General features: G+C 66.4%; 18 protein-coding genes. 11 read left to right on the top strand and 7 right to left on the bottom strand.

Annotated elements, in window-relative coordinates:
* The first annotated feature begins 5 nt into the window (after window positions 1-5).
* From ABZW16_RS28670 to ABZW16_RS28655, 4 genes are all read left to right on the top strand, one after another.
* Window positions 6-380 carry a DUF742 domain-containing protein gene (locus ABZW16_RS28670; RefSeq protein ID WP_040686485.1) on the top strand — a complete coding sequence of 125 codons (375 nt, stop codon included), beginning with the start codon at window positions 6-8 and terminating at the stop codon, window positions 378-380.
* Window positions 361-963 carry an ATP/GTP-binding protein gene (locus tag ABZW16_RS28665; protein WP_330252084.1) on the top strand — a complete coding sequence of 201 codons (603 nt, stop codon included), beginning with the start codon at window positions 361-363 and terminating at the stop codon, window positions 961-963. Before ABZW16_RS28670 ends, ABZW16_RS28665 begins: the two co-directional genes overlap by 20 nt.
* 32 nt (window positions 964-995) lie before the next feature.
* Complete coding sequence (locus ABZW16_RS28660) at window positions 996-2537, top strand: carboxyl transferase domain-containing protein (protein ID WP_354959183.1); 1542 nt, start codon at window positions 996-998, stop codon at window positions 2535-2537.
* A 105-nt stretch (window positions 2538-2642) separates the two neighbouring features.
* Window positions 2643-3494, top strand: coding sequence for an aldo/keto reductase (locus ABZW16_RS28655; RefSeq protein WP_354959182.1), 852 nt, complete (start codon window positions 2643-2645; stop codon window positions 3492-3494).
* A gap of 9 nt (window positions 3495-3503) precedes the next feature.
* On the opposite strand, the gene ABZW16_RS28650 is transcribed toward ABZW16_RS28655, so the two are convergent.
* Window positions 3504-4631 carry an NAD(P)-binding domain-containing protein gene (locus ABZW16_RS28650; RefSeq protein WP_354959181.1) on the bottom strand — a complete coding sequence of 376 codons (1128 nt, stop codon included), beginning with the start codon at window positions 4629-4631 and terminating at the stop codon, window positions 3504-3506.
* Window positions 4632-4721: 90 nt separating this feature from the next.
* On the opposite strand from ABZW16_RS28650, the gene ABZW16_RS28645 reads away from it, so the two are divergent.
* The 5 genes from ABZW16_RS28645 to ABZW16_RS28625 all read left to right on the top strand — a co-directional run bounded on the left by ABZW16_RS28645 (window position 4722) and on the right by ABZW16_RS28625 (window position 9590).
* Complete coding sequence (locus tag ABZW16_RS28645) at window positions 4722-5447, top strand: enoyl-CoA hydratase (protein WP_354959180.1); 726 nt, start codon at window positions 4722-4724, stop codon at window positions 5445-5447.
* Window positions 5447-6589: an MBL fold metallo-hydrolase gene (locus tag ABZW16_RS28640; protein WP_354959179.1), complete on the top strand. Its 1143-nt coding sequence runs from the start codon at window positions 5447-5449 to the stop codon at window positions 6587-6589. The genes ABZW16_RS28645 and ABZW16_RS28640 overlap by 1 nt, the downstream gene beginning before the upstream one ends.
* A 37-nt stretch (window positions 6590-6626) precedes the next feature.
* A complete protein-coding gene (locus ABZW16_RS28635) occupies window positions 6627-6938 on the top strand; it encodes an antitoxin (protein ID WP_354959178.1) in 312 nt (103 codons plus the stop codon).
* Between the two features lie 49 nt (window positions 6939-6987).
* The gene (locus tag ABZW16_RS28630) at window positions 6988-9297 is read left to right on the top strand and encodes an ATP-dependent DNA ligase (protein ID WP_354959177.1); all 2310 of its coding nucleotides are present in this window, start codon (window positions 6988-6990) and stop codon (window positions 9295-9297) included.
* 113 nt (window positions 9298-9410) lie between these two features.
* Window positions 9411-9590, top strand: a complete 180-nt coding sequence (locus ABZW16_RS28625; protein WP_354959176.1) for an antitoxin — start codon at window positions 9411-9413, stop codon at window positions 9588-9590.
* 51 nt (window positions 9591-9641) lie between these two features.
* Here ABZW16_RS28625 and ABZW16_RS28620 read toward each other — a convergent pair whose 3' ends face one another.
* A complete protein-coding gene (locus tag ABZW16_RS28620; RefSeq protein WP_354959175.1) occupies window positions 9642-10289 on the bottom strand; it encodes an isochorismatase family cysteine hydrolase in 648 nt (215 codons plus the stop codon).
* Window positions 10290-10647: 358 nt separating this feature from the next.
* On the opposite strand from ABZW16_RS28620, the gene ABZW16_RS28615 reads away from it, so the two are divergent.
* Window positions 10648-11814, top strand: coding sequence for a lipase family protein (locus ABZW16_RS28615; RefSeq protein ID WP_354959174.1), 1167 nt, complete (start codon window positions 10648-10650; stop codon window positions 11812-11814).
* Between the two features lie 66 nt (window positions 11815-11880).
* Here the strand turns inward: ABZW16_RS28615 and ABZW16_RS28610 are convergent, their stop codons facing one another.
* The 5 genes from ABZW16_RS28610 to ABZW16_RS28590 all read right to left on the bottom strand — a co-directional run bounded on the left by ABZW16_RS28610 (window position 11881) and on the right by ABZW16_RS28590 (window position 17882).
* The gene (locus ABZW16_RS28610) at window positions 11881-12525 is read right to left on the bottom strand and encodes an ammonium transporter (protein ID WP_354959173.1); all 645 of its coding nucleotides are present in this window, start codon (window positions 12523-12525) and stop codon (window positions 11881-11883) included.
* A 216-nt stretch (window positions 12526-12741) separates the two neighbouring features.
* Window positions 12742-13455, bottom strand: a complete 714-nt coding sequence (locus tag ABZW16_RS28605; protein WP_354959172.1) for a hypothetical protein — start codon at window positions 13453-13455, stop codon at window positions 12742-12744.
* Between the two features lie 17 nt (window positions 13456-13472).
* Complete coding sequence (locus tag ABZW16_RS28600) at window positions 13473-14210, bottom strand: energy-coupling factor transporter transmembrane protein EcfT (protein ID WP_354959171.1); 738 nt, start codon at window positions 14208-14210, stop codon at window positions 13473-13475.
* Window positions 14210-16348, bottom strand: coding sequence for an ATP-binding cassette domain-containing protein (locus tag ABZW16_RS28595; RefSeq protein ID WP_354959170.1), 2139 nt, complete (start codon window positions 16346-16348; stop codon window positions 14210-14212). The genes ABZW16_RS28600 and ABZW16_RS28595 overlap by 1 nt, the downstream gene beginning before the upstream one ends.
* Before the next feature lie 67 nt (window positions 16349-16415).
* Entirely contained in the window at window positions 16416-17882 is a 1467-nt protein-coding gene (locus ABZW16_RS28590) for an NAD(P)/FAD-dependent oxidoreductase (RefSeq protein WP_354959169.1), read from the bottom strand.
* Between the two features lie 133 nt (window positions 17883-18015).
* On the opposite strand from ABZW16_RS28590, the gene ABZW16_RS28585 reads away from it, so the two are divergent.
* On the top strand, window positions 18016-19083 hold the full coding sequence (locus ABZW16_RS28585) for an AraC family transcriptional regulator (protein ID WP_354959168.1): 1068 nt from the start codon (window positions 18016-18018) through the stop codon (window positions 19081-19083).
* The last annotated feature ends 162 nt before the right edge of the window (window positions 19084-19245 follow it).

The raw sequence follows: 19245 nt of genomic DNA, 5'->3' as shown, positions 1-19245 counted from the left end.
GTGGGATGGACATAGACGATCACCGCATGGGGAGCGCCGAGCCCAGCCTCGTTCGCCCGTACTCCTTGACTGCGGGTCGCACCCGGCCCGCGGTCGAGTTGGCGTTGGAGGCACTCGTCGCATCGCATCCGGTCGCCTTGGAGCGGCAGTTCGAACTGACCAACATCGAGACGTCCATCGTGGAGTTGTGCAGAGAATCGCCGTCCGTTGCCGAAGTGGCAGCGCGTTTGGGTATCCCCATTGGGGTGGCCCGCGTGCTGGTGGCCGACCTCATCGAGGCCGGGCATGTGCGAGTGTCGGCGACTTTGAAAGACGATTCCAGCGACGATGAGCGTCGCGAGCTGATCGAAAGGGTTCTCAGTGGACTCCGGCGTATTTGATTCGACGGCGCAGGTCGATACCCGTACCAGTAAGCCGACTTCGGCGAAGATTGTCGTCGCAGGCGGCTTCGGTGTTGGCAAGACCACGTTGGTTGGTGCAGTTTCGGAGATCGTTCCGCTGCGCACCGAGGCTTTGGTCACCAATGCCAGCACCGGAATCGACAATCTGACCGGCATTCCGATGAAGTCGACCACCACGGTGGCGATGGACTTCGGCCGGATCAGCCTCGCCGACGATCTGGTGTTGTACCTGTTCGGTACGCCGGGCCAGTACCGATTCTGGTTTATGTGGGACGACCTGATCCGCGGCGCCATCGGCGCGGTGGTGCTGGTCGACACCCGCAGACTCGAGGACAGCTTCGCCGCAGTCGACTACTTCGAGGCGCGCAGCCTGCCATTCCTGGTTGCGCTCAACGAATTCGACGACGCACCGCGGTATCCGATCGAGGACATCCGTCAGGCCCTCGCGGTGCCTGCGGATGTGCCGATCCTGTCCATCGACGCCCGCCGTCGCGAGCCCGCCAAACAGGCGTTGGTTTCGCTCACCGAATACGCCCTACGCAAGGTCATGCAAGGCTACTGAGCCCCTGCGGAGCGAGTGGCTAAGCTCGCTCGGTGAGGATTTCCGCGCGGGAGCTGTTCGGGCAACTGCTCGATTCGGGCTCGTATATCAGCTGGGACCGGCCACCGGTGACGGTGGCCGCGTCCCGGCGGTACCGCGAGGATCTGCGTAAGGCCGCGCTGATGGCCGGGACCGATGAGTCTGTGCTCACCGGTGAAGGTCTGCTGCGTGGCCGTCGCGTGGCCGTAATCGCCTGCGAGTTCGGTTTTTTGGCGGGTTCGATCGGTGTGGCCGCGGCGGAGCGTATCGTCGTGGCGGTCGAGCGCGCGACCGAACTCGGATTGCCGCTGGTCGCGTCGCCGACCTCCGGTGGCACCCGAATGCAGGAGGGCACAGTCGCTTTCGTGCAGATGGTGAAGATCGCGGGTGCGGTCGCGGCGCACAAGGCGGCCGGACATCCGTATCTGGTCTATCTGCGCAATCCCACCATGGGCGGCGTCTTCGCGTCCTGGGGTTCGCTCGGGCATATCACCTTCGCCGAACCCGGTGCGCTGATCGGGTTTCTCGGCCCGCGCGTCTATAAGGCGTTGTACGGCCGGGATTTTCCGGAGGGCGTGCAGGTCGCGGAGAATCTGTACCACAGCGGTGTGATCGATGGGGTGCTGCCGGTGCCGGTATTCCGCCGGATCGCGCACCGCGCCTTGAGCGTTCTGAGCGGCGTGCCGGATCCCGTTGCGGCCGAACTCGGTTGGGCGGCACCTGTGCACGGCACCGGTACGTCGCCGGATCGTGTGGACTCGATCGATGTGGAGGCGAATGACGTTGTCCCGGCCTGGGATTCGGTGCGGATCTCGCGCCGTCCCGGCAGGCCCGGTATTCGTGACCTTTTGCGCCATGTGACGCAACGGGTGCCGCTCAGCGGCACCGGCCAGGGCGAATCCGATCGCACGATCGTGCACGCGCTGGCCCGTTTCCGCGGCCAGCCGTGCGTGGTCTTCGGCCACGACCGCTCCGGGCAGCAGGGCGAACACACCATGGGACCGGCCGCGCTGCGGGAGGCACGGCGCAGTATGGCGATTGCTGAGGAGTTGCGGCTACCGCTGGTGCTGGTGATCGATACGGTCGGCGCGGCGCTGTCGAAGGAGGCCGAGGAACGCGGGCTCGTACCGGAAATCGCGCGCTGCATTGCGGATCTGGTGACCTTGGACACCCCGACCATCTCGATCCTGCTCGGCCAGGGCACCGGCGGCGGCGCACTGGCCCTGCTCCCGGCCGACCGCGTGCTGGCCGCCACCCACGGCTGGCTCGCGCCGCTGCCGCCGGAGGGCGCCAGCGCGATCGTCTACCGCGATACCGCCCACGCCCCGGAGTTGGCCGCGGCACAGGGCATTCGGGCCGCCGATCTACTCGCCGACGGTGTGGTCGATCGCATCGTCCCCGAATTTCCCGACGCCGCTGACGAACCGGTCGACTTCGCCCGACGCATGGTTGCCGCCATTGCCGAGGAGCTGGCCGGTCTGCGCGCCCGACCGCTGGACGAACTGCGCGCGTCCCGGCATACCCGCTACCGCCGCCTCGGTCTGCCCGAATCCTGAGCGACTCCGACAACCGGCGCAAATCGCGTGGCAGCCGGCAAACCGGTGGTCAACACGCGGAGGGCTTTCGTTGACGACTCGGCACGGCACTTCTACGGTCGGACTGTGACCTTCAGAAGCGAGACCTGCACCATCCCTTCGATCGTGCTGAACGACGGGAACGTGATCCCGCAGCTCGGCTTCGGTGTGTTCCAAGTTCCGCCCGATGACGTCTACCCGGTCGTTACCGCCGCACTGGAGGCGGGCTATCGCAGCATCGACACTGCCGCGATCTACGGCAATGAGGAGGGCACCGGTCGCGCCATCCGAGAATCCGGGCTGCCGCGCGATGAGATCTATGTCACCACCAAACTGTGGAATTCCGAACAGGGCTACGACTCCACGCTGCGCGCCTTCGACGTCAGCATGGCCCGGCTCGGTCTGGACTACCTCGATCTCTACCTCATCCACTGGCCGATGGCGCAGGCTGATCGCTATGTCGGGACCTTCAAGGCATTCCAGACATTGAAGGCCCACGGCCGGGTCCGCTCGATCGGCGTCTCGAACTTCACCGTCGGCGACCTCGACCGACTCATCGGCGAGACCGGTGAGATTCCGGTGGTCAATCAGATCGAACTGCATCCCCGGCTGGCCCAGCGCGAGCTGCGCGCCTTCCACGATACGAACGCCATTGCCACCGAGGCGTGGAGTCCGCTCGGTCAGGGCACGCTGCTCGATGATCCGACCATCGTCGCCATTGCCAGCCAGGTCGGCTGCACTCCGGCCCAGGTGATCATCCGCTGGCATCTGCAGTTGGGCATCATCGTCATCCCGAAGTCGGTCACCCCGTCGCGCATTACCGCCAATTTCGATGTCTTCGGCTTCGAACTCACCCGCGAACAGATGGACGCCATCAACGCGCTGGACAGCGGATCCCGGATCGGTCCCGATCCGGCCACTTTCACGATCGGGATGTAGCCCCTCGCGCTATTGCAACCCCAGGTACTCGGTGAGTTCCTGGGCGGCTGCGCGTCCGGCTCGGTTGGCGCCGATGGTGCTCGCCGACGGGCCGTAGCCGATCAGATGAATGCGCGGGTCGACCGCTACCTGAGTGGCGAGGCGGCCGGTCATGGTGATGCCGCCGCCGGGGCCGCGCAGGCGCATTGGCGCCAAATGGTCCAGTGAACTGCGGAATCCGGTCGCCCACAGGATCACATCGGCCGGTTGGAACGAACCGTCGGCCCAGCGCACCCCATTCGGTTCGATGCTCGCGAACATCGGCCGCCGGGTCAGCGCACCACGGGCGTGCGCGGCACGCACCCGATCGTCGAGTCGCAGTCCGGTGACCGAGACCACCGAACCCGGCGGCAGCCCGCGCCGCACCCGGTCCTCCACAATGGCGACGGCGGCGCGGCCATCCGCCTCGGCGAACGGCCCATCGCGGAATACCGGTTCCCGCCGTGTCACCCAGGTGGTGGTGGTGACCTGCGAGATCTCGTCGAGCAACTGGACCGCCGACACCCCGCCGCCGACCACGACGACATGCTTACCAGCGAATTCGTCGGCGGTGCGGTAGTCGTGGGTGTGCAGCTGCCGTCCGGTGAAGGTCTCCGCGCCCGGATAGTGCGGGATGAAGGGACGCTCCCAGGTGCCGGTGCCATTGATCAGGCCGCGCACCCGGATGGTGCCCGCGGCATCGGTCTCGACATTCAGCGTCGTGCCGCGCCCGGCCGCGAGGTCCGGGCCTGCGGCGCAGGGGGTTCCGTCCGCATTGCGGTCGCAGACCACGGTCACCGAAACCGGGCGGTGGACCCGCAGATCGAAGCGCTTCTCGTAGAGCTCGTAATAGCGCGGCACCGCGGTCGCCGCGGGTACGGCATCGGAATCGGGCGGCAATGTCTCGGCGAACGACATCCCCGGCAGATCGTGTACCCGATTGACGGTGGTCAGCGTCAGCGATGGCCAGCGAAATTGCCAGGCTCCGCCGGGTCCCGGCGCATGATCGACGATGAGGAAGTCCTGTTCGGGGCGCAATCCGAGACGCTGCAGGTGGTAGCCGGTCGACAGCCCGGCCTGACCAGCACCGATCACCAGGATGGAGAAGTCTGTCGGCACAAGCGGAGATCGTATCGGCATGGTCGGTATGTGCCGCCACCTGTGGCAGAGTTGATGTAACCACTAGAACCGGTCAGCTGGGGAGTATGCATGCTCGGAGTTAGCCGCGATGATGGTGTTGTCACCATCGAGCTACAGCGCGAGGCGCGGCGTAATGCGCTCAACATCGAACTCGTCTCGCGGTTGCGAGATGCGGTGTCGACCGCGGCCGAGGATGCCAGGGTGATCGTGCTCACCGGCCAGGGACCGATCTTCAGTGCGGGCGCGGACCTGTCCGGCGTCCACTCGGACGACTTCCTCGGTGCCCTGCTCGACATGCTGCACACCATCGAATCGGCACCGGTCCCGGTGATCGCGGCGATCAATGGCGCCGCCATCGGCGCTGGCTTGCAGATCGCGCTGGCCTCGGATCTGCGGGTCGTCGAACCCGACGCCTATATCGCCATCCCGGCCGCCAAGCTGGGCATTACCGTCGACCGCTGGACCGTGCGGCGGCTGGTATCGCTGATCGGCGGCGGTCCGGCCCGGACCATACTGCTCGGCGCGGAATCGGTATCGGCGGCCGACGCCTATACCTTCGGCTTCGCCAACCGGCTCGGCACCCTGGCCGATGCGCAGGACTGGGCCAAATCGATTGCCGAACTGGCGCCGCTATCGCTACGTCATTTGAAACTGGTACTCAACGACGACGGCACCCGCGACCCGGACAATGCGCAGCAGCGCGCGGCGCTGGAGGCGGCGTGGACCAGTCAGGACGCCCAGGAGGGACGATTGGCCAGGCAACAGAAGCGTCCGGCGAAATTCGTGGGGCGATAATGAAACCGGGAAAACTTCTCGCAGCGGCGGCGGGCGCGGTCGGCATCACCTGGGTGGTGCGCGCGGTCTGGGATATCCCCTCCGCGATCGGCGCATCGATCAATGCCATCCAGCCCTATGCCGCCGGCGCGGTGAGCTATCGCAATCGGCAGTTCCACAACACCGAGCCGAGCACCCAGTTCGTCTCGGGTGCGGCTCCGTCCCTGCTGTTTTCGGCGCTGACCCGGCGCAACGCCGGTCGTCCGCGCGGCGCGGTCCCGCTGGCGACCCCCGAGGTGCCGACCGAGGCCGCCGATCTCGCGGTCACCTGGTACGGGCACGCGTCGGCCCTGATCGAGGTGGACGGGTACCGGATCCTCGCCGATCCGGTATGGAGTGAACGGGTTTCGCCGTCCCCGCTGGTCGGTCCGGCCCGGCTGCACCCGGTACCGATGTCGCTGGCGGAGCTGCCGCCGGTGGACGCGGTGCTCATCTCGCACGATCACTACGACCATCTGGACAAGGCCACCATTCGCCAGCTGGTACTCGGCCAGGCCGCGCCCTTTCTGGTGCCGATCGGCATCGGAGCGCATCTGCGGCACTGGGGTGTGCCGGAGCATCGGATCGTCGAATTGGATTGGGGCGGTTCGATTTCCCTCGCATCACTGGGGCGCGAGCGTGATGGCAGCGATCTGGTGCTCACCTGCACCGAGGCGCGGCACTTCTCCGGTCGCGGACTGGTGCGCAACACCACGCTGTGGGCGTCCTGGTCCATTGTCGGCCCGACCCGTCGGGTGTATTTCGGCGGTGACACCGGATATACCAAGGCTTTCGCCGAGGCCGGTGCCGCGCTCGGCCCATTCGATCTGACGCTCTTGCCGATCGGGGCATACGACGAGGCGTGGCCGGATGTGCATATGAACCCGGAGGAGGCGGTTCGGGCGCACGCCGATCTGTGTGTCGGCGATCCCGGGCACGGGCTACTGGTGCCCATCCACTGGGCGACCTTCAATCTGGCCTTCCACGGGTGGTCGGAGCCGGTACGCCGGATGGTCGAGGCGGCCAGGGCGGCCGGTACCGCGGTCGCGGTGCCCATGCCGGGACAGCGCGTCGATCCCAATGGCCTGCCCACCGGTGATTTCTGGTGGGAGGATATGGGGTGAACATTTCTGCGGTTCGTCGACAGGAAGGAATGCAGGCATGAGTCTCGTGGACACCCTGAAAGATCTGGTCGGCAAGGGTAAGGATGCGGCGGCCAAGAACGCCGACAAGATCAACGAAGCGGTCGACAAGGCCGGTAGCTTCATCGACGAGAAGACCGGCCACAAATACACCGACAAGATCGGCAAGGTGTCCGAGGCCGCCAAGAAGGCGGTCCCGTCGGATCAAACCGCATCGCCTGCCGCCGCGTCGGAGGAGCCGCCTGCCGCCGAGCCAGCGGAGCCGCCCGCCGCCAAGCCGACGGAGCCGCCCGCCGCCGCGCCCGAGGAACCGGGACAACCACCGGCCTGATCTGTGGCGGGGACCGGTTTCTGTCGGTCCCCGCCCCTAAACTTCAGTTATGGTGACCCGCCGGGAATTCGGTGGCGGCCCGGGCCGGTCGGGCATAGAGGTTGAATTGAGCAACCTCGACAAGGTGCTGTATCCGGCGACCGGAACCACCAAGGGCGAGGTCATCGCGTACTACACGGCCATCGCGCCCGCCATGCTGCCGCATATCGCGGGGCGGCCGGTCACCCGCAAGCGCTGGCCCAATGGGGTCGACGAACCACCCTTCTTCGAAAAGAATCTCGCCGAACACGCACCGTCGTGGCTGGAGCGCCACGGCATCGAGCATTCCGGTCGTAAAGTCGTCTATCCGGTCATCGATTCCGAGGCCGGACTGGCCTGGATCGGGCAGCAGGCGGCGCTGGAAGTCCATGTGCCGCAATGGCGTTTCGACGGTGACCGGGTCGGCCCGGCCACCCGGCTGGTCTTCGACCTCGATCCCGGTCCCGGCGCCGGACTTGCCGAATGCGCGCAGGTCGCGCTGGCCGTGCGCGATATGGTCGAGGGCATCGGGCTGCACGCGTTCCCGGTTACCAGTGGTAGCAAGGGAATTCATATCTATGTCCCCTTGGACCGGGAGTTGAGTCCGGGTGGCGCGTCCACCGTGGCCAAGCAGGTGGCGACGAATCTGGAAAAGCTGCATCCGGATCTGGTGACCGCGACGATGGCGAAATCGGCGCGCGGCGGGAAGGTCTTCCTGGACTGGAGTCAGAACAATCCGTCCAAGACCACCATCGCACCGTATTCGCTGCGCGGCCGGGCCGAACCGAATGCGGCCGCACCGCGCGCCTGGTCCGAGATCGAGAACCGGAAGACGCTGCGGCACTTGCGGTTCGATGAGGTGCTCGCCCGCTGGCGCGATGGCGGCGATCTACTCGCCGAACTGGATCCGCCGATGGCCGACGCGTTGACGAAGTACCGATCGATGCGCGATGCGGCGGCGACTCCGGAACCGGTGCCGTCCGAAGCGCCGACGCCCGGTGCGAACAATCGCTTCGTCGTCCAGGAGCACCACGCGCGGCGGCTGCATTGGGACGTGCGATTGGAACGTGATGGTGTGCTGGTGTCATGGGCGGTGCCGAAGGGCCCGCCGACCACCCCGAAACAGAACCGGCTCGCTGTGCATACCGAGGATCATCCGCTGGAGTACCTGGACTTTCACGGTGCAATTCCGAAGGGACAGTACGGTGCGGGGGAGATGACCATCTGGGATTCCGGCACGTACGAGACCGAGAAGTGGCGCCCGGACGAGGTCATCGTCACCTTTCACGGCGAGCGGTTGCGGGGTCGCTACGCACTGATCCGGACCAATGGCACCCAGTGGCTGATGCATCTGATGCGTGAGCAGTCGCCGCAGGAGGACGGATCGGATGATGGTGCACAGCGGCCCGCCAGCGGTCCGGTCGGACCGCTCGCCGCGATCATCGTGCCGAAACCCGCTGGGCCGGTGCCGCTGCCACGTGGCCTCGCGCCGATGCTCGCGACCGCGGGCGAGGTCGGCGAGCTCGACGATGCCGAGTGGTGCTTCGAAACCAAATGGGACGGCTTCCGGCTGATCGCCGAAATCTCCTCCGGCGCACTGACATTGCGCAGCCGACGGGGTAATACGGTGACCGATCGCTATCCCGGGATCGCGGTGCTCGCCACCGAATTGGCCGACCATGATGTGGTCCTCGACGGCGAGGCCGTGGTGTTCGACGATCACGGAGTGGCCAATCTCGGTCTGCTGCAGGCAGATGCGGCCCGTGCCGTGTTCGTCGCCTTCGATGTGCTGTATCTGGACGGGACCTCGCTGATCCGCAAACGGTATTCGGACCGTCGGCGGGTGCTCGAGGCGCTCGCCGCGAACGCGCCCTCGCTGATCGTGCCGCCGCGACTGGACGGCTCCGGCGCCGATGCGCTGCGCCAGAGTCAGGAGCAGCGGATGGAGGGTGTGGTCGCCAAGCGCCGGGATTCGGTGTATCTGCCCGGCAAGCGCGGACATTCGTGGGTGAAGCAGCGCAACTGGCGCACCCAGGAGGTACTGATCGGCGGTTGGCGGCGCAGCGACGCCCGCAACTTCAAATCGCTGCTGGTCGGCATACCGCATGACGGCAGGCTGTACTACGTGGGGCGAGTCGGCACCGGTTTCAGCGAGCCGGTCATGCGCGATCTGGCCGAGCGGCTCGGCAGGTTGGGGCGCAAGACCACCCCGTTCGACAATGACCTCACCGCCGAGGAACGCGAGGACGCGGTGTGGGTGACGCCGAAACTCGGTGGGACCGTGCGCTTCATGAACTGGACCGAGACCGGTCGCCTCTGGCATCCCGCCTGGGTCGGCTGATCGGTCGGCGAACCGAGTGTGACGGTGGTCGCTGATGGTTTGCCGGTTGATTCGGGTATTCGCTGGGTATCGTGAGTTCGCGGTTGTGTCGGCTCGAAAACGAGGAGTGCGCGGTGGATTTCAAGAATCTGGCGAATAAGGCCATGGACCTGGCTCAGCAGCATGCGGACAAGGTGGATACCGCCATCGATAAGGTGGGCGATCTCGTCGACAAGCAGACCGACGGCAAGTTCGCGAACCAGGTCGACGCGGCGCAGGACGCCGCGAAGAAGGCCATCCACAAGGACAGCTGAGTTCGCCGCTGGCGGATCGGATCTGCCGATCCGCCAGCCGCACGCGGTCGGTCAGCTCTGTTCGCGGGCCAGCAGCGGAATGATGGTCGCGCTGTCGGTGACCATGGCATGTCCCTGGAATTCGAATTCGTCGTAGGCCCGCGCCATCGCCTCCTTATCGCGGCCGCCGACGGCATCGCTGATGATCACCGGCACGAAGCCGAGATCGGTGGAATGGGTGACCGTCGGTGCGATGCCGATCTCCAGTGCGACGCCGGTGATCGCGTATGCACCGATGCCGAGATCGCGCAGCACCGCGGCCAAGGGGGTGCCCTCGAATGCCGACATCGAGGTCTTGTCGAAGATCACCTCGTCCGCCGTCGGCCGCAGCTCCGGGACCAGTTCGAAGGCCGGGGTGTCGCGCTGCAGGATGAACTTCACATCGTCCACGGAATCGACCTGCTGCCAGCTCATTGCCATTCGTAGCGCGAAGGTCCCGCTGAGTCGGCGCGGCAGGAAGAAATGCCGCAGGAAGATGATCGGATAGCCGCCGCGCCGGGCCGCCTCGACAATGCGCGCTACCCGCTCGATGATCTCGGGGCCGTCCGGCAATTGGGAGAGTACGCCGACCTGCATGTCGTAGACGATCACCGCCATGCGGTGCGGCGCGCACACATCGGCGAGTCCTTCGGGAATGTCCAGTCCGTTGCCATGCCGCATGGTCAGCTCACTCCTATTCGATGCCGGTCACGGCCGGGTTACGGCCAGACGGTGCTTCGGTTGCGCGATAGCCACTTTCGAAGCGTGCCGGAGCCCGCTTCGTCCCAACTGTAACCATGTCGGAAATCGGACATGCGCGGCGTCGCCGATGCCCCCGAATGACCGTTGCCGGGGCCTCTGATCAGGCAGTACCGTTTATGGCACTCGAGCTCGGGCGGAAGTCGGCGCAGACGCGTTCCCGGCGTGTTGTGCGTCGCGCCGCGTCGGAACACTGGAGGCCCCGATGAAAAATTTGCATGCACCATTCGTCGGAAGTCACCGAATATCAGCTCCCACAGCGATACCGATCATCCTCGCGATGGTCGCGTTCGCTTGCGTACCCGTCGCCAGAGCGGTGCCTACCCCGGACCAGGATCCGTTCTACGCGGCCCCGGCCGACGTCGGCGAATACCCCGCCGGTGCCATGCTGCGAACCCGCTCGATCGCGTTGTACGGTCTGCCGCTTCCGGTTTCGGCCTGGCAGGTGCAGTACCGGACCAATGACGGGAACGGTTGGCCGATCCCGGGCATGGCCACCGTGCTGGTCCCGAATTGGCCCTGGTTCGGTCCCGGCCAGCGGCCCCTGCTGTCGTATCAGATCGCCGAGGACAGTCTCGGCGCCCGGTGCGCGCCATCGTATGCGCTGCGCGGTGGCTGGGATCTCGGTGCTGCGAATACCTATATCGATACGCTGTTCATCGCCGAGGCATTGCGGCGCGGTTGGGCGGTGGTGGCCAGCGACCACGAGGGCCCGGACTCCCGATTCCTCGACGGCGCCGAATCCGGCCGCACCGTGCTCGACGGGATCCGTGCCGCTCGCGAGCTCGCGCCGGACGGGGTCGGACCGGCGAGTCCGATCGGCGCGTGGGGTTACTCGGGCGGTGCCTTCGCCACCCTGTGGGCGGCCCAGCTGCAACCGGAGTACGCGCCCGATATCCAGTTCGCGGGGATCACTTCGGGTGGGGTGCCCGCGGATTGGCCGGCCATGGCCCGTGGCGTCGACGGCACCGCGCAGGCGGGGCTGGCCATGCTTGTGCTGGGTGCGATCGCGAAGAACGAGCCGGATTCCGGTGTGTTCGAACTGCTCAACGAGCGCGGTCGCGCGGCGGTGGTCGAGGATGCGGCGGCCTGCGGTCCGGATTTCGTCGTCAAGTACGTCAACGCGCACGTCGATGATTTCGCCACCGTGCCGGATGTGTTCTTCCACCCGTACTTCCGGGCGGCGACCGACCCGCAGGAGTTGGGTGGCAGTGCACCGGTCGCGCCGATGTACCTGTACCACAGCACAACTGATGATGTGATCCCCGTTGCGGGATTCACCGACCTGCTCGGCCGGTATTGCGCGCAGGGTGCCGATATCAGCTCGGTGTACTCGGCACTGCCGGGACACGATGCGACCGCCCTCGGTGAGGCGCCCGGTGCGATGGACTTCCTCGCCGATCGCTTCGCCGGTATACCGGTGGCCCCCGGCTGTCATGACCGATGAATGCGAAAGATGCGGCGCGCTACGGGAATTCGTCGCGCGCCGCGGCTGGAGTGCCTGTTCGCGACCCTATCTGACCGGCGGGTCCTGCCATTTGGTGGTGCCGGGCGCAGCGGCGAGGGTGCTGATCAGATCGATGCCCGCGATGACCAGTGCCGGTCCGCCGACCACGATGGTGCCGATGATGCCGCCGATCCCGGCACCGGCGATGACGCTGGCGATCACCGTCGGTCCGCCGATGATGCCGGCGAGGCCGACCAGTGCGCCGATCACCGTGCCGAGAAAACCGCCGATGGCGGTGGCAATGCCGAACTGGGACAGGAAGTTGTCCTGTGCGCGCATGTTCTCCCGCGGTGACGCGATCGGCGTCGCCACCTGGTGCGCCTGCGTGTAGTCCTTGACCGCGGTCAACTCCAGCACCCGGCCCGCATCCTCGACCTCATGCGGTAGCGCGAATTCGTAGCCGTCCTGTCGGAACGACAGCGGCAGCGTGACGACCGTATTGCCTGCGATGTCCTTGATGTCCACTGTGTTCGCCGACATCTGGAACGATCCGTTGGTCAGCGTGGTGACGATCTTGTCGCCCACCAGTTTTGCCTCGTAGCCGATATCGGGCAGGGGCGCGGCACTCGGCTGCGCATAGGCCGTGCCCGCGCCGACCGCGACCGCGGCGACGATCGGCACGGCGGCCGCGGTGATCTTGCGGAGAATCATTCCGGTGATCCAATCTTCATCAGTTCTTGCAAGCCGTAGCAACACTCCGCACGCGGAAAATCCTCCCCCGGCGCTATGCAGAGTCACGATGTGATCGAGAGAACAGCACTCCGATGACAATGTACCGTGTACGAAAGGTTTCGAGGAATACCTTTCGGGGCATGCATTTTTGCTCGGTAACGACGAATCTTGCTATGGCTCTTGGCTATACGCTCATCAGAGCGGTTGCAGAACGTTGATGGCACGGGCGATCACCAAGATCACCAGCACCAGCGAAATCGCCGATTGCACCATCATCATCGCCTTCGCCCACCGCGACATCGGCATCACATCGGTCGGGCTGAACGCCGTCGCATTGGTGAACGACAGATACAGATAGTCGAAGAACTCCGGCTCCCATTCGGTTTCGGTCAGCTCCGGGTTCTGCATCTGGACGAACAGGAAGTCCGGCAACGGCTTTCGCGCATAGGCGCGGGCTGCGGGGCCGCCGCGATCGAACTCCCAGTACCAGAGGCCGAATACCACCACATTGGTCAACCAGACCGCCCCGCCCAACTCGAGTAGGTTCACGGGATCGCTGAGGGTGCTCTCGAGGTCGTAGGCCCACCCCCGGGGCCAACGGATCAGTGCGGCCACCAGACGACCGGCCGAGATCGCCGTGGCCAGACTCAGCAGTCCGGTCAGCAGTAGGCCACTATTGCGCAGCCACCGCTCCTCCCGGTTGAGCCGAAACGGATTCACCACCACCAGTGCGCCGAGCAACAGGGTTTCGAGTGCGGGCAGCAGCAGCCAAATGGGCTGCGGCCAGAGCTTCTTCAGCGGCCCGAACTGCAACCCGACGATCACCAACACGGACAGCGTCACCGCGACCCGGGACTCTCCGTCCGTCTTGCGCTGCCACGCGGGCACGTTGTCGTTGTGGTCCGGCACCGGGCCAGTATCGCCGATCAGGTGAGCAGATCGAGTAGGACCGCGCCGACGCAGACCGCGACGACCGCGGTCAGCGCTATCGCATCGTTGCGTCCGGGGGAGTTGGGGCGGGCGGTGAGCTGTCCGGTGCCGCCGCGTGCGGTAATGGCCTCGCCGAGTTCGGTTGCCCGGCGGCTGGATACGGCCATGGCGGCGGTGAGGATATCGACGAGCGGATTATCGGCGGCGCGATAGAGCCCGCGGTCGCGCGGGCGCAACCGTCGTGCCGCCCGCAGCACCCGGATCTCCTCTATCAGCAGCGGCAGTCCGCGCAGCGTGAGCGCGATGACCACGGCGAATTCGTCGACGGGCACCCGGAGTCTGCGCAGTGGAGCACCGAGTCCGGCCAGTGCCGGGGCGATATCGCCCATGGGGGTGGTCCATGCGATCAGGAACGAGGCGGCCAGCAGGACCAGGCCGAAGACCAGGACATTGGTGTAGCGCAGTACGGCCTCGGTCCCGATCGGCACATTCAACAGCGCGCCGACGCCGATCGCCGCCCAGAACCACCACGGTAGCCGCGGCAGCGTGCTCAACGGGAGTTTGGCGAGTGCGCCGATCGCGATCAGGAATACCACCATGAGGCCGAGCACCCACCAGGACGGCAGGAACATCAGCACCAGGCTGATCAGGAACACCCCGATCATTTTGGTTCCGGCCCACAGGCGGTGCACCGGACTGGAAACCGGTACCTCGCGGAACAGGACGGTACTCATCAGTGTCCTCCGTTCCCGAGCCGCCAAGCCGGATCGCCCGGGCGTGGTCGGGGCAGCGCGACGTGGGAATCCAGCTGGTGCGCAGGCATGTTCGCGACCGCGGCGGCATCGACGACGGGGTCGGTCTCCAGGATGCGCCCGGCTTCCAGATGGACGGTGCGGTCGCAGACCGCGGCCATATCGCGCACGTCATGCGAGATGACGATCAGGGTGAGGCCGGAATCACGCAGGTGGGCCAGCAGTTCCACGACATCGGCCCGGCCCTCGGGGTCCAATCCAGCCAGCGGCTCGTCGAGCACCACGACCGGTGCGTGACTGGCCACGATGGCCGCGAGCACCACCCGCTTGGCCTGTCCGCCGCTGAGTTCCTCGATGGACCGTGCGGCGAGTGCGCGATCCAGACCCACCGCGTCCAGTGCGCGTCCGACCGCACCGGAACCGGTGGCGCGCCCGCCCCAGTCCGCGATCTCGGCGCCGACGGTCGACTTCTGCAATTGCAGCCGGGAGTGCTGGAACGCCAATTCGACCCGGCCGATCTGCCTGGCGATCGGCTTGCCATCGACTTCGCAACGGCCGGAACTGGGTTGGATCAACCCGGCCATGATCCAGGCCAGCGTCGACTTGCCGGATCCATTGCCGCCGACCACCAGCAGCGCCTCACCGCGCCGCACGGTCAGGTCGACACCGTGCAGAGCCGGTGCTGCCCAAGGTGTTCCGCGGTTGTAGGTATGGCGGACATCGCGCAGCCGCATAATGGTCTCGCCCATCGGGCGGCGGCGGATCGTGCAGACCGGCTGCGGCCAGGCGGGCAGGTGTTCGACGGTCCGGCCACCGGCCAGATGCACCACCCGATCGGCGGCGGCCGCATCGGCCTCGTGATGGGTCACCAGCACCACCGCCATACGGTGGCGCTTCGGCAGTTCGGCCAGCAGTGCGACCAGATCGCGGCGACCGTCCGGGTCGATCATCGAGGTGGCCTCATCGGCGATGAGCAGGATGGGGCGGCGGGCCAGCGCCGCGGCCACCGCGAGTCGCTGCTGCTGGCCGCCGGACAGGGTCGCGGTCTCCCGATCGCCCATGCCGTCCAGGCCGACCTCGCGCAACAGACCGTCGATATCGACCGCGGCGGCGAGTTCGGTGGACAGACCCCAGACCACATCGTCGGCGACCAGTACGCCGAGGGTCTGACTCTCCGGCCGCTGCAGCACCAGCGCGGTGCCGCCGAGGTGGCCGAGGCCAGCGGCGCCGGGGCGGTCCACACTGCCCGTGGTCGGCGGGCGGCCCGCGAGCAGCCGGGTCAGCGTCGACTTCCCGGATCCGTTGTGGCCGACAACGGCGACGAACTCGCCCACGTCAACCGTGAGATCGATCCCGGACAGCGCGTCCACCGACATGCCCGGATAGCGGAATCCGGCATCGCGCAGCCGCACCGGCAGCGGCGCGATGGGCCGGTCGTCGGGTGGTGCGTCGAGCCGATCGTGGCTGGGCAGCCAGGCCAGCCGGTCCAGTACCGAGCCGAGGACGAACCAGGAGAACACCGCCGTCACGATGATGCCCATCAGCACGCCGCCGCCGACCAGGGCCCACCACCAGCGAATCGCGGCGTCGGCGGCATCGGCGATGCCACGTCCGAGCGGCTCCAGCTGTGCTTGCTGCGCCGCGATCCGCTCCAGGCCGTCGGCGGTGCTGCGAATGGTGCTGAACAACAGCGTCCGCGACCTGGACAGCACCAGCAGGGTTCCGACGGCGAAGGCCGCGAACCCGAGACCGGCGAGCACCGACAACCCGACCACCGCGGACAATCCGCCGCGCCGCCGTTTCACCGTGCCGATGATGCCCCCGATGGTCGCGGAGCTGATGATGCCGAATGCGGGTACCAGGCCAGCCGCGACAAAGCTGACCAATGCGGCCGCACCGGTCGCGGTGATCAGGGCGCGGAGCCGATAGCGGTGCGCGATCATGGCCAGCGGCACCGCGGCGACCAGCTGCAGGGCCGCGGCGAACGGGATCAACGCGCCGACGGTGACCAGTCCGACGGTGGCGCCACCGAGCACCGCACCGGCGGCGAGCTCGATCGGGCGCAGCGGTCCGCGCTCAATGGCTCGCTCGGTGGGGTTCGCGCCGGGCTGATCACTCACGAAACAAGTCTGCCAGCTTCCTGTGCAGAGTTCGTGTGGTCTTTTTGTGGAGACTGTGTGCTTGCGCTCACGCGACCCGCGTCAGTTCGTAATCGTCGGCTCTGAGCTTGCGGACGAGACGACGATAGGCCAGTTGCCGTCCCGGCCAATTATTGGTGATGCGGCCCGAGCTGGTGCGATACCAGCTGGAGCAGAAGTTCCACGGCGTACGCGCGAGGCGCTGCTGAACCGCGGTATTGAACTGCGCCTCCGCCTCCTGGCGCACCTCGAGCACATGGCCGGGGCGGGCGGCGAGCAGTTGCACGGCCTGACGGATATAGCGGGCCTGCGATTCGATCATGTAGATGATCGAGCCGACGCCGAGATTGGTGTTGGGTCCGTAGACCAGGAACAGATTCGGGAAGTCGGGCACGGTGATGCCGTAGTAGGCGTGCGCGCCGCCCTCCCAGGCATCGGCCAGTTTGCGGCCCGCGCGGCCGTAAATGTGCATGGGCCAGAGGAATTCGGTGCCCTTGAATCCCGTGCCGTAGATGATCACATCCGCCTCGTGCACGGTGCCGTCGGCGGTACGCACGCCGTTGGGCACGATCTCGGTGATCACGGTGGTCTCGACCCGCACATTCGGCTCGGTCAGGGCAGGGTAGTAGTCATTGGAGAACAGGCCGCGCTTACATCCGATCGGATAGTCGGGGGTGAGTTTGGCGCGCAGTCCCGGATCCGGCACTTGCTCTTCCAGATGTTTGGTCGCGATCCGGCCGACCATCCGGGCGATCCAGGGGTATTCGACCAGGCCGAGCGCGACGAATTCGGTGATGGCCCACCAGCCGAAGCGTTCGGCGAGCAGTGCGCCGGGCAGTCGCGCGAAGAGTTTGTGCTGGATCGGGGTGTAATCGGTATCGAATTTGGGCAGCACCCAGGCCGGTGTGCGCTGGAAAAGCGTGAGGTGTTCGACCTTCGGCTGGATCTCCGGGATGTATTGAATGGCGCTGGCGCCGGTCCCGATGCAGGCGACGCGTTTGCCGGTCAGTTCGACGCCGTGATCCCATTCGGCGGAGTGGAAGGCCTGGCCGGTGAAGGAATCGATGCCGGGAATGTTGGGCATGGCGGGCCGGGACAGCTGGCCGACCGCGGAGATCAGCACGTCGGCGGTGCGGGCGGCGCCGTCCCGGGTGCGCACGGTCCAGCGGCCGGCGGCGTCGTCGAATTCGGCCTCGGTCACCTCGGCACCGAAATGAATGTCCGCGAGCAGCCGGTGACGCTTCGCGACACTGCGCAGATAATCGTGGATCGCGGCCTGTCCCGAGTAGCGCTGCGGCCAGTCCGGCTTGGGCTCATAGGAGAACGAGTACAGCGGCGACGGCACATCGCAGGCGGCGCCGGGATAGGTGTTCTCCCGCCAGACCCCGCCGATATCGGTGCTCCGCTCCAGAATGGCGATATTGTCGAAACCATTGCGCCGCAACTCGATTGCCATTCCGATGCCGCCGAAACCGGCACCGATGACAATGACCGACGGCCGCTCGCCAGCTGTCATGTGACACTCCTCACAATGCGGTATGAATCCCACTCTAGGACCGCGCGGCCGAGCATGGCTGGCATATCGGGGCTGACCCTTTCGAGCGACCTACACGCAGTCGCCACGGAGCCTATCGAGATTTTCGGCCATAATGTCGACTGTGGAGCGGGTACAGGATCCGGGCATCCGCGACTGGAACTTTCCGCGCGGCATTGCCAGCGTGGCGCTGATGATCGGCTACGCCGGTGAGCACGGCGTGCCCCTCGCGCGCATGCTCGCTGGAACCGGGCTGACCGAGGCGCTGCTGCGCGATCCGGATGTGCAGATCGATGCGCGGACCGAGCTGGCGGTGATCCGCAATCTCGTCCGCGAACTCGCCGATACGCCCGCACTCGGTGTCGAAATCGGCCGCCGCTATCGGATCACCACCTTCGGCATCTTCGGCTTCGCCTGTGTCAGCAGCCCGACGCTGGGTGAGGCGATCTCGTTCGCCCTGCGCTATCTGGAGCTGAGCTTCACCTTCTGCCTGCCGGTCGCGGAGTGGGGCGATGGCGAATTCGTCGCGTGGGTGCACGATGAATCCATTCCGGCCGATGTGCGCCAGTTCCTGGTCGAACGCGATGTCACCGCCATGCATCAGGTCATGAGCGACCTGATCGGCAGACAGTTGCCGCTCACCAGGGCCGAATTCCGCTTTCCCGAGCCGACCTACGTCGATCGGATCATGGAGTTCACCCAGGTGCAACCGCGGTTCGGGCGACGGCAGAATCTGTTCGCCATCGATCCGGCTGTGCTGGAACAGCCACTGCCGCAGGCGAATGAGCACACCTGGGCCATGTGCCTGGCCCAGTGTCGGGATCTGGTGGACCGCCGCCGCGCCCGTACCGGCATCGCGGCCGAGGTGCGCGAACTGCTGGTGCCCGGCGGTGCCGACGGAATCGCCGCACCGCCCGGAATCGATACCGTCGCCCGGAATCTCAATATGAGCACCCGCACGCTGCGCCGCCACCTCGACGCGGCGGGCACCAGCTATCGCGCGCTGCTGGATGAGGTCCGCCGCGCACTCGCCGAGGAGATGCTCACCGCCACACCGCTTTCGGTGAGCGATGTGGCCATCCGGCTCGGCTATGCCGAATCCTCCACCTTCATCTACGCCTTCAAACGCTGGACCGGCGCGACACCGGCCGTCTACCGGCGCGAGCGCGTCACGCGGCGCTAGCGCCATCCAAATCGCTGCGCTACCCCTTCGACTTCTCGCCGAGCGTAGTCATAGGGCGGTCGAATACGCCTTGGGTTCACGCGGTCGATGCAACAACTGACGGGAGTCGAGGTGTTGCATGGTTCAGCAGGGTCCGGTGCGGTCGGTGCGGGTGGTGCGGAA

Source organism: Nocardia sp. NPDC004604, assembly GCF_040609795.1.
Lineage (GTDB): Bacteria > Actinomycetota > Actinomycetes > Mycobacteriales > Mycobacteriaceae > Nocardia.
Note: the sequence above shows the minus strand (reverse complement) of the source record. Positions and strands in the feature narration are given on the sequence as shown.

Excerpts from the sequence above, each read along its gene's own strand:
- ABZW16_RS28670 (WP_040686485.1), top strand. The coding sequence starts at position 6 with ATGGACATAGACGATCACCGCATGGGGAGCGCCGAGCCCAGCCTCGTT.
- ABZW16_RS28645 (WP_354959180.1), top strand. The coding sequence starts at position 4,722 with ATGCTCGGAGTTAGCCGCGATGATGGTGTTGTCACCATCGAGCTACAG.
- ABZW16_RS28640 (WP_354959179.1), top strand. The coding sequence starts at position 5,447 with ATGAAACCGGGAAAACTTCTCGCAGCGGCGGCGGGCGCGGTCGGCATC.
- ABZW16_RS28635 (WP_354959178.1), top strand. The coding sequence starts at position 6,627 with ATGAGTCTCGTGGACACCCTGAAAGATCTGGTCGGCAAGGGTAAGGAT.
- ABZW16_RS28630 (WP_354959177.1), top strand. The coding sequence starts at position 6,988 with ATGGTGACCCGCCGGGAATTCGGTGGCGGCCCGGGCCGGTCGGGCATA.
- ABZW16_RS28620 (WP_354959175.1), bottom strand. The coding sequence starts at position 10,289 with ATGCGGCATGGCAACGGACTGGACATTCCCGAAGGACTCGCCGATGTG.
- ABZW16_RS28615 (WP_354959174.1), top strand. The coding sequence starts at position 10,648 with ATGGTCGCGTTCGCTTGCGTACCCGTCGCCAGAGCGGTGCCTACCCCG.
- ABZW16_RS28610 (WP_354959173.1), bottom strand. The coding sequence starts at position 12,525 with ATGATTCTCCGCAAGATCACCGCGGCCGCCGTGCCGATCGTCGCCGCG.
- ABZW16_RS28600 (WP_354959171.1), bottom strand. The coding sequence starts at position 14,210 with ATGAGTACCGTCCTGTTCCGCGAGGTACCGGTTTCCAGTCCGGTGCAC.
- ABZW16_RS28590 (WP_354959169.1), bottom strand. The coding sequence starts at position 17,882 with ATGACAGCTGGCGAGCGGCCGTCGGTCATTGTCATCGGTGCCGGTTTC.
- ABZW16_RS28585 (WP_354959168.1), top strand. The coding sequence starts at position 18,016 with ATGTCGACTGTGGAGCGGGTACAGGATCCGGGCATCCGCGACTGGAAC.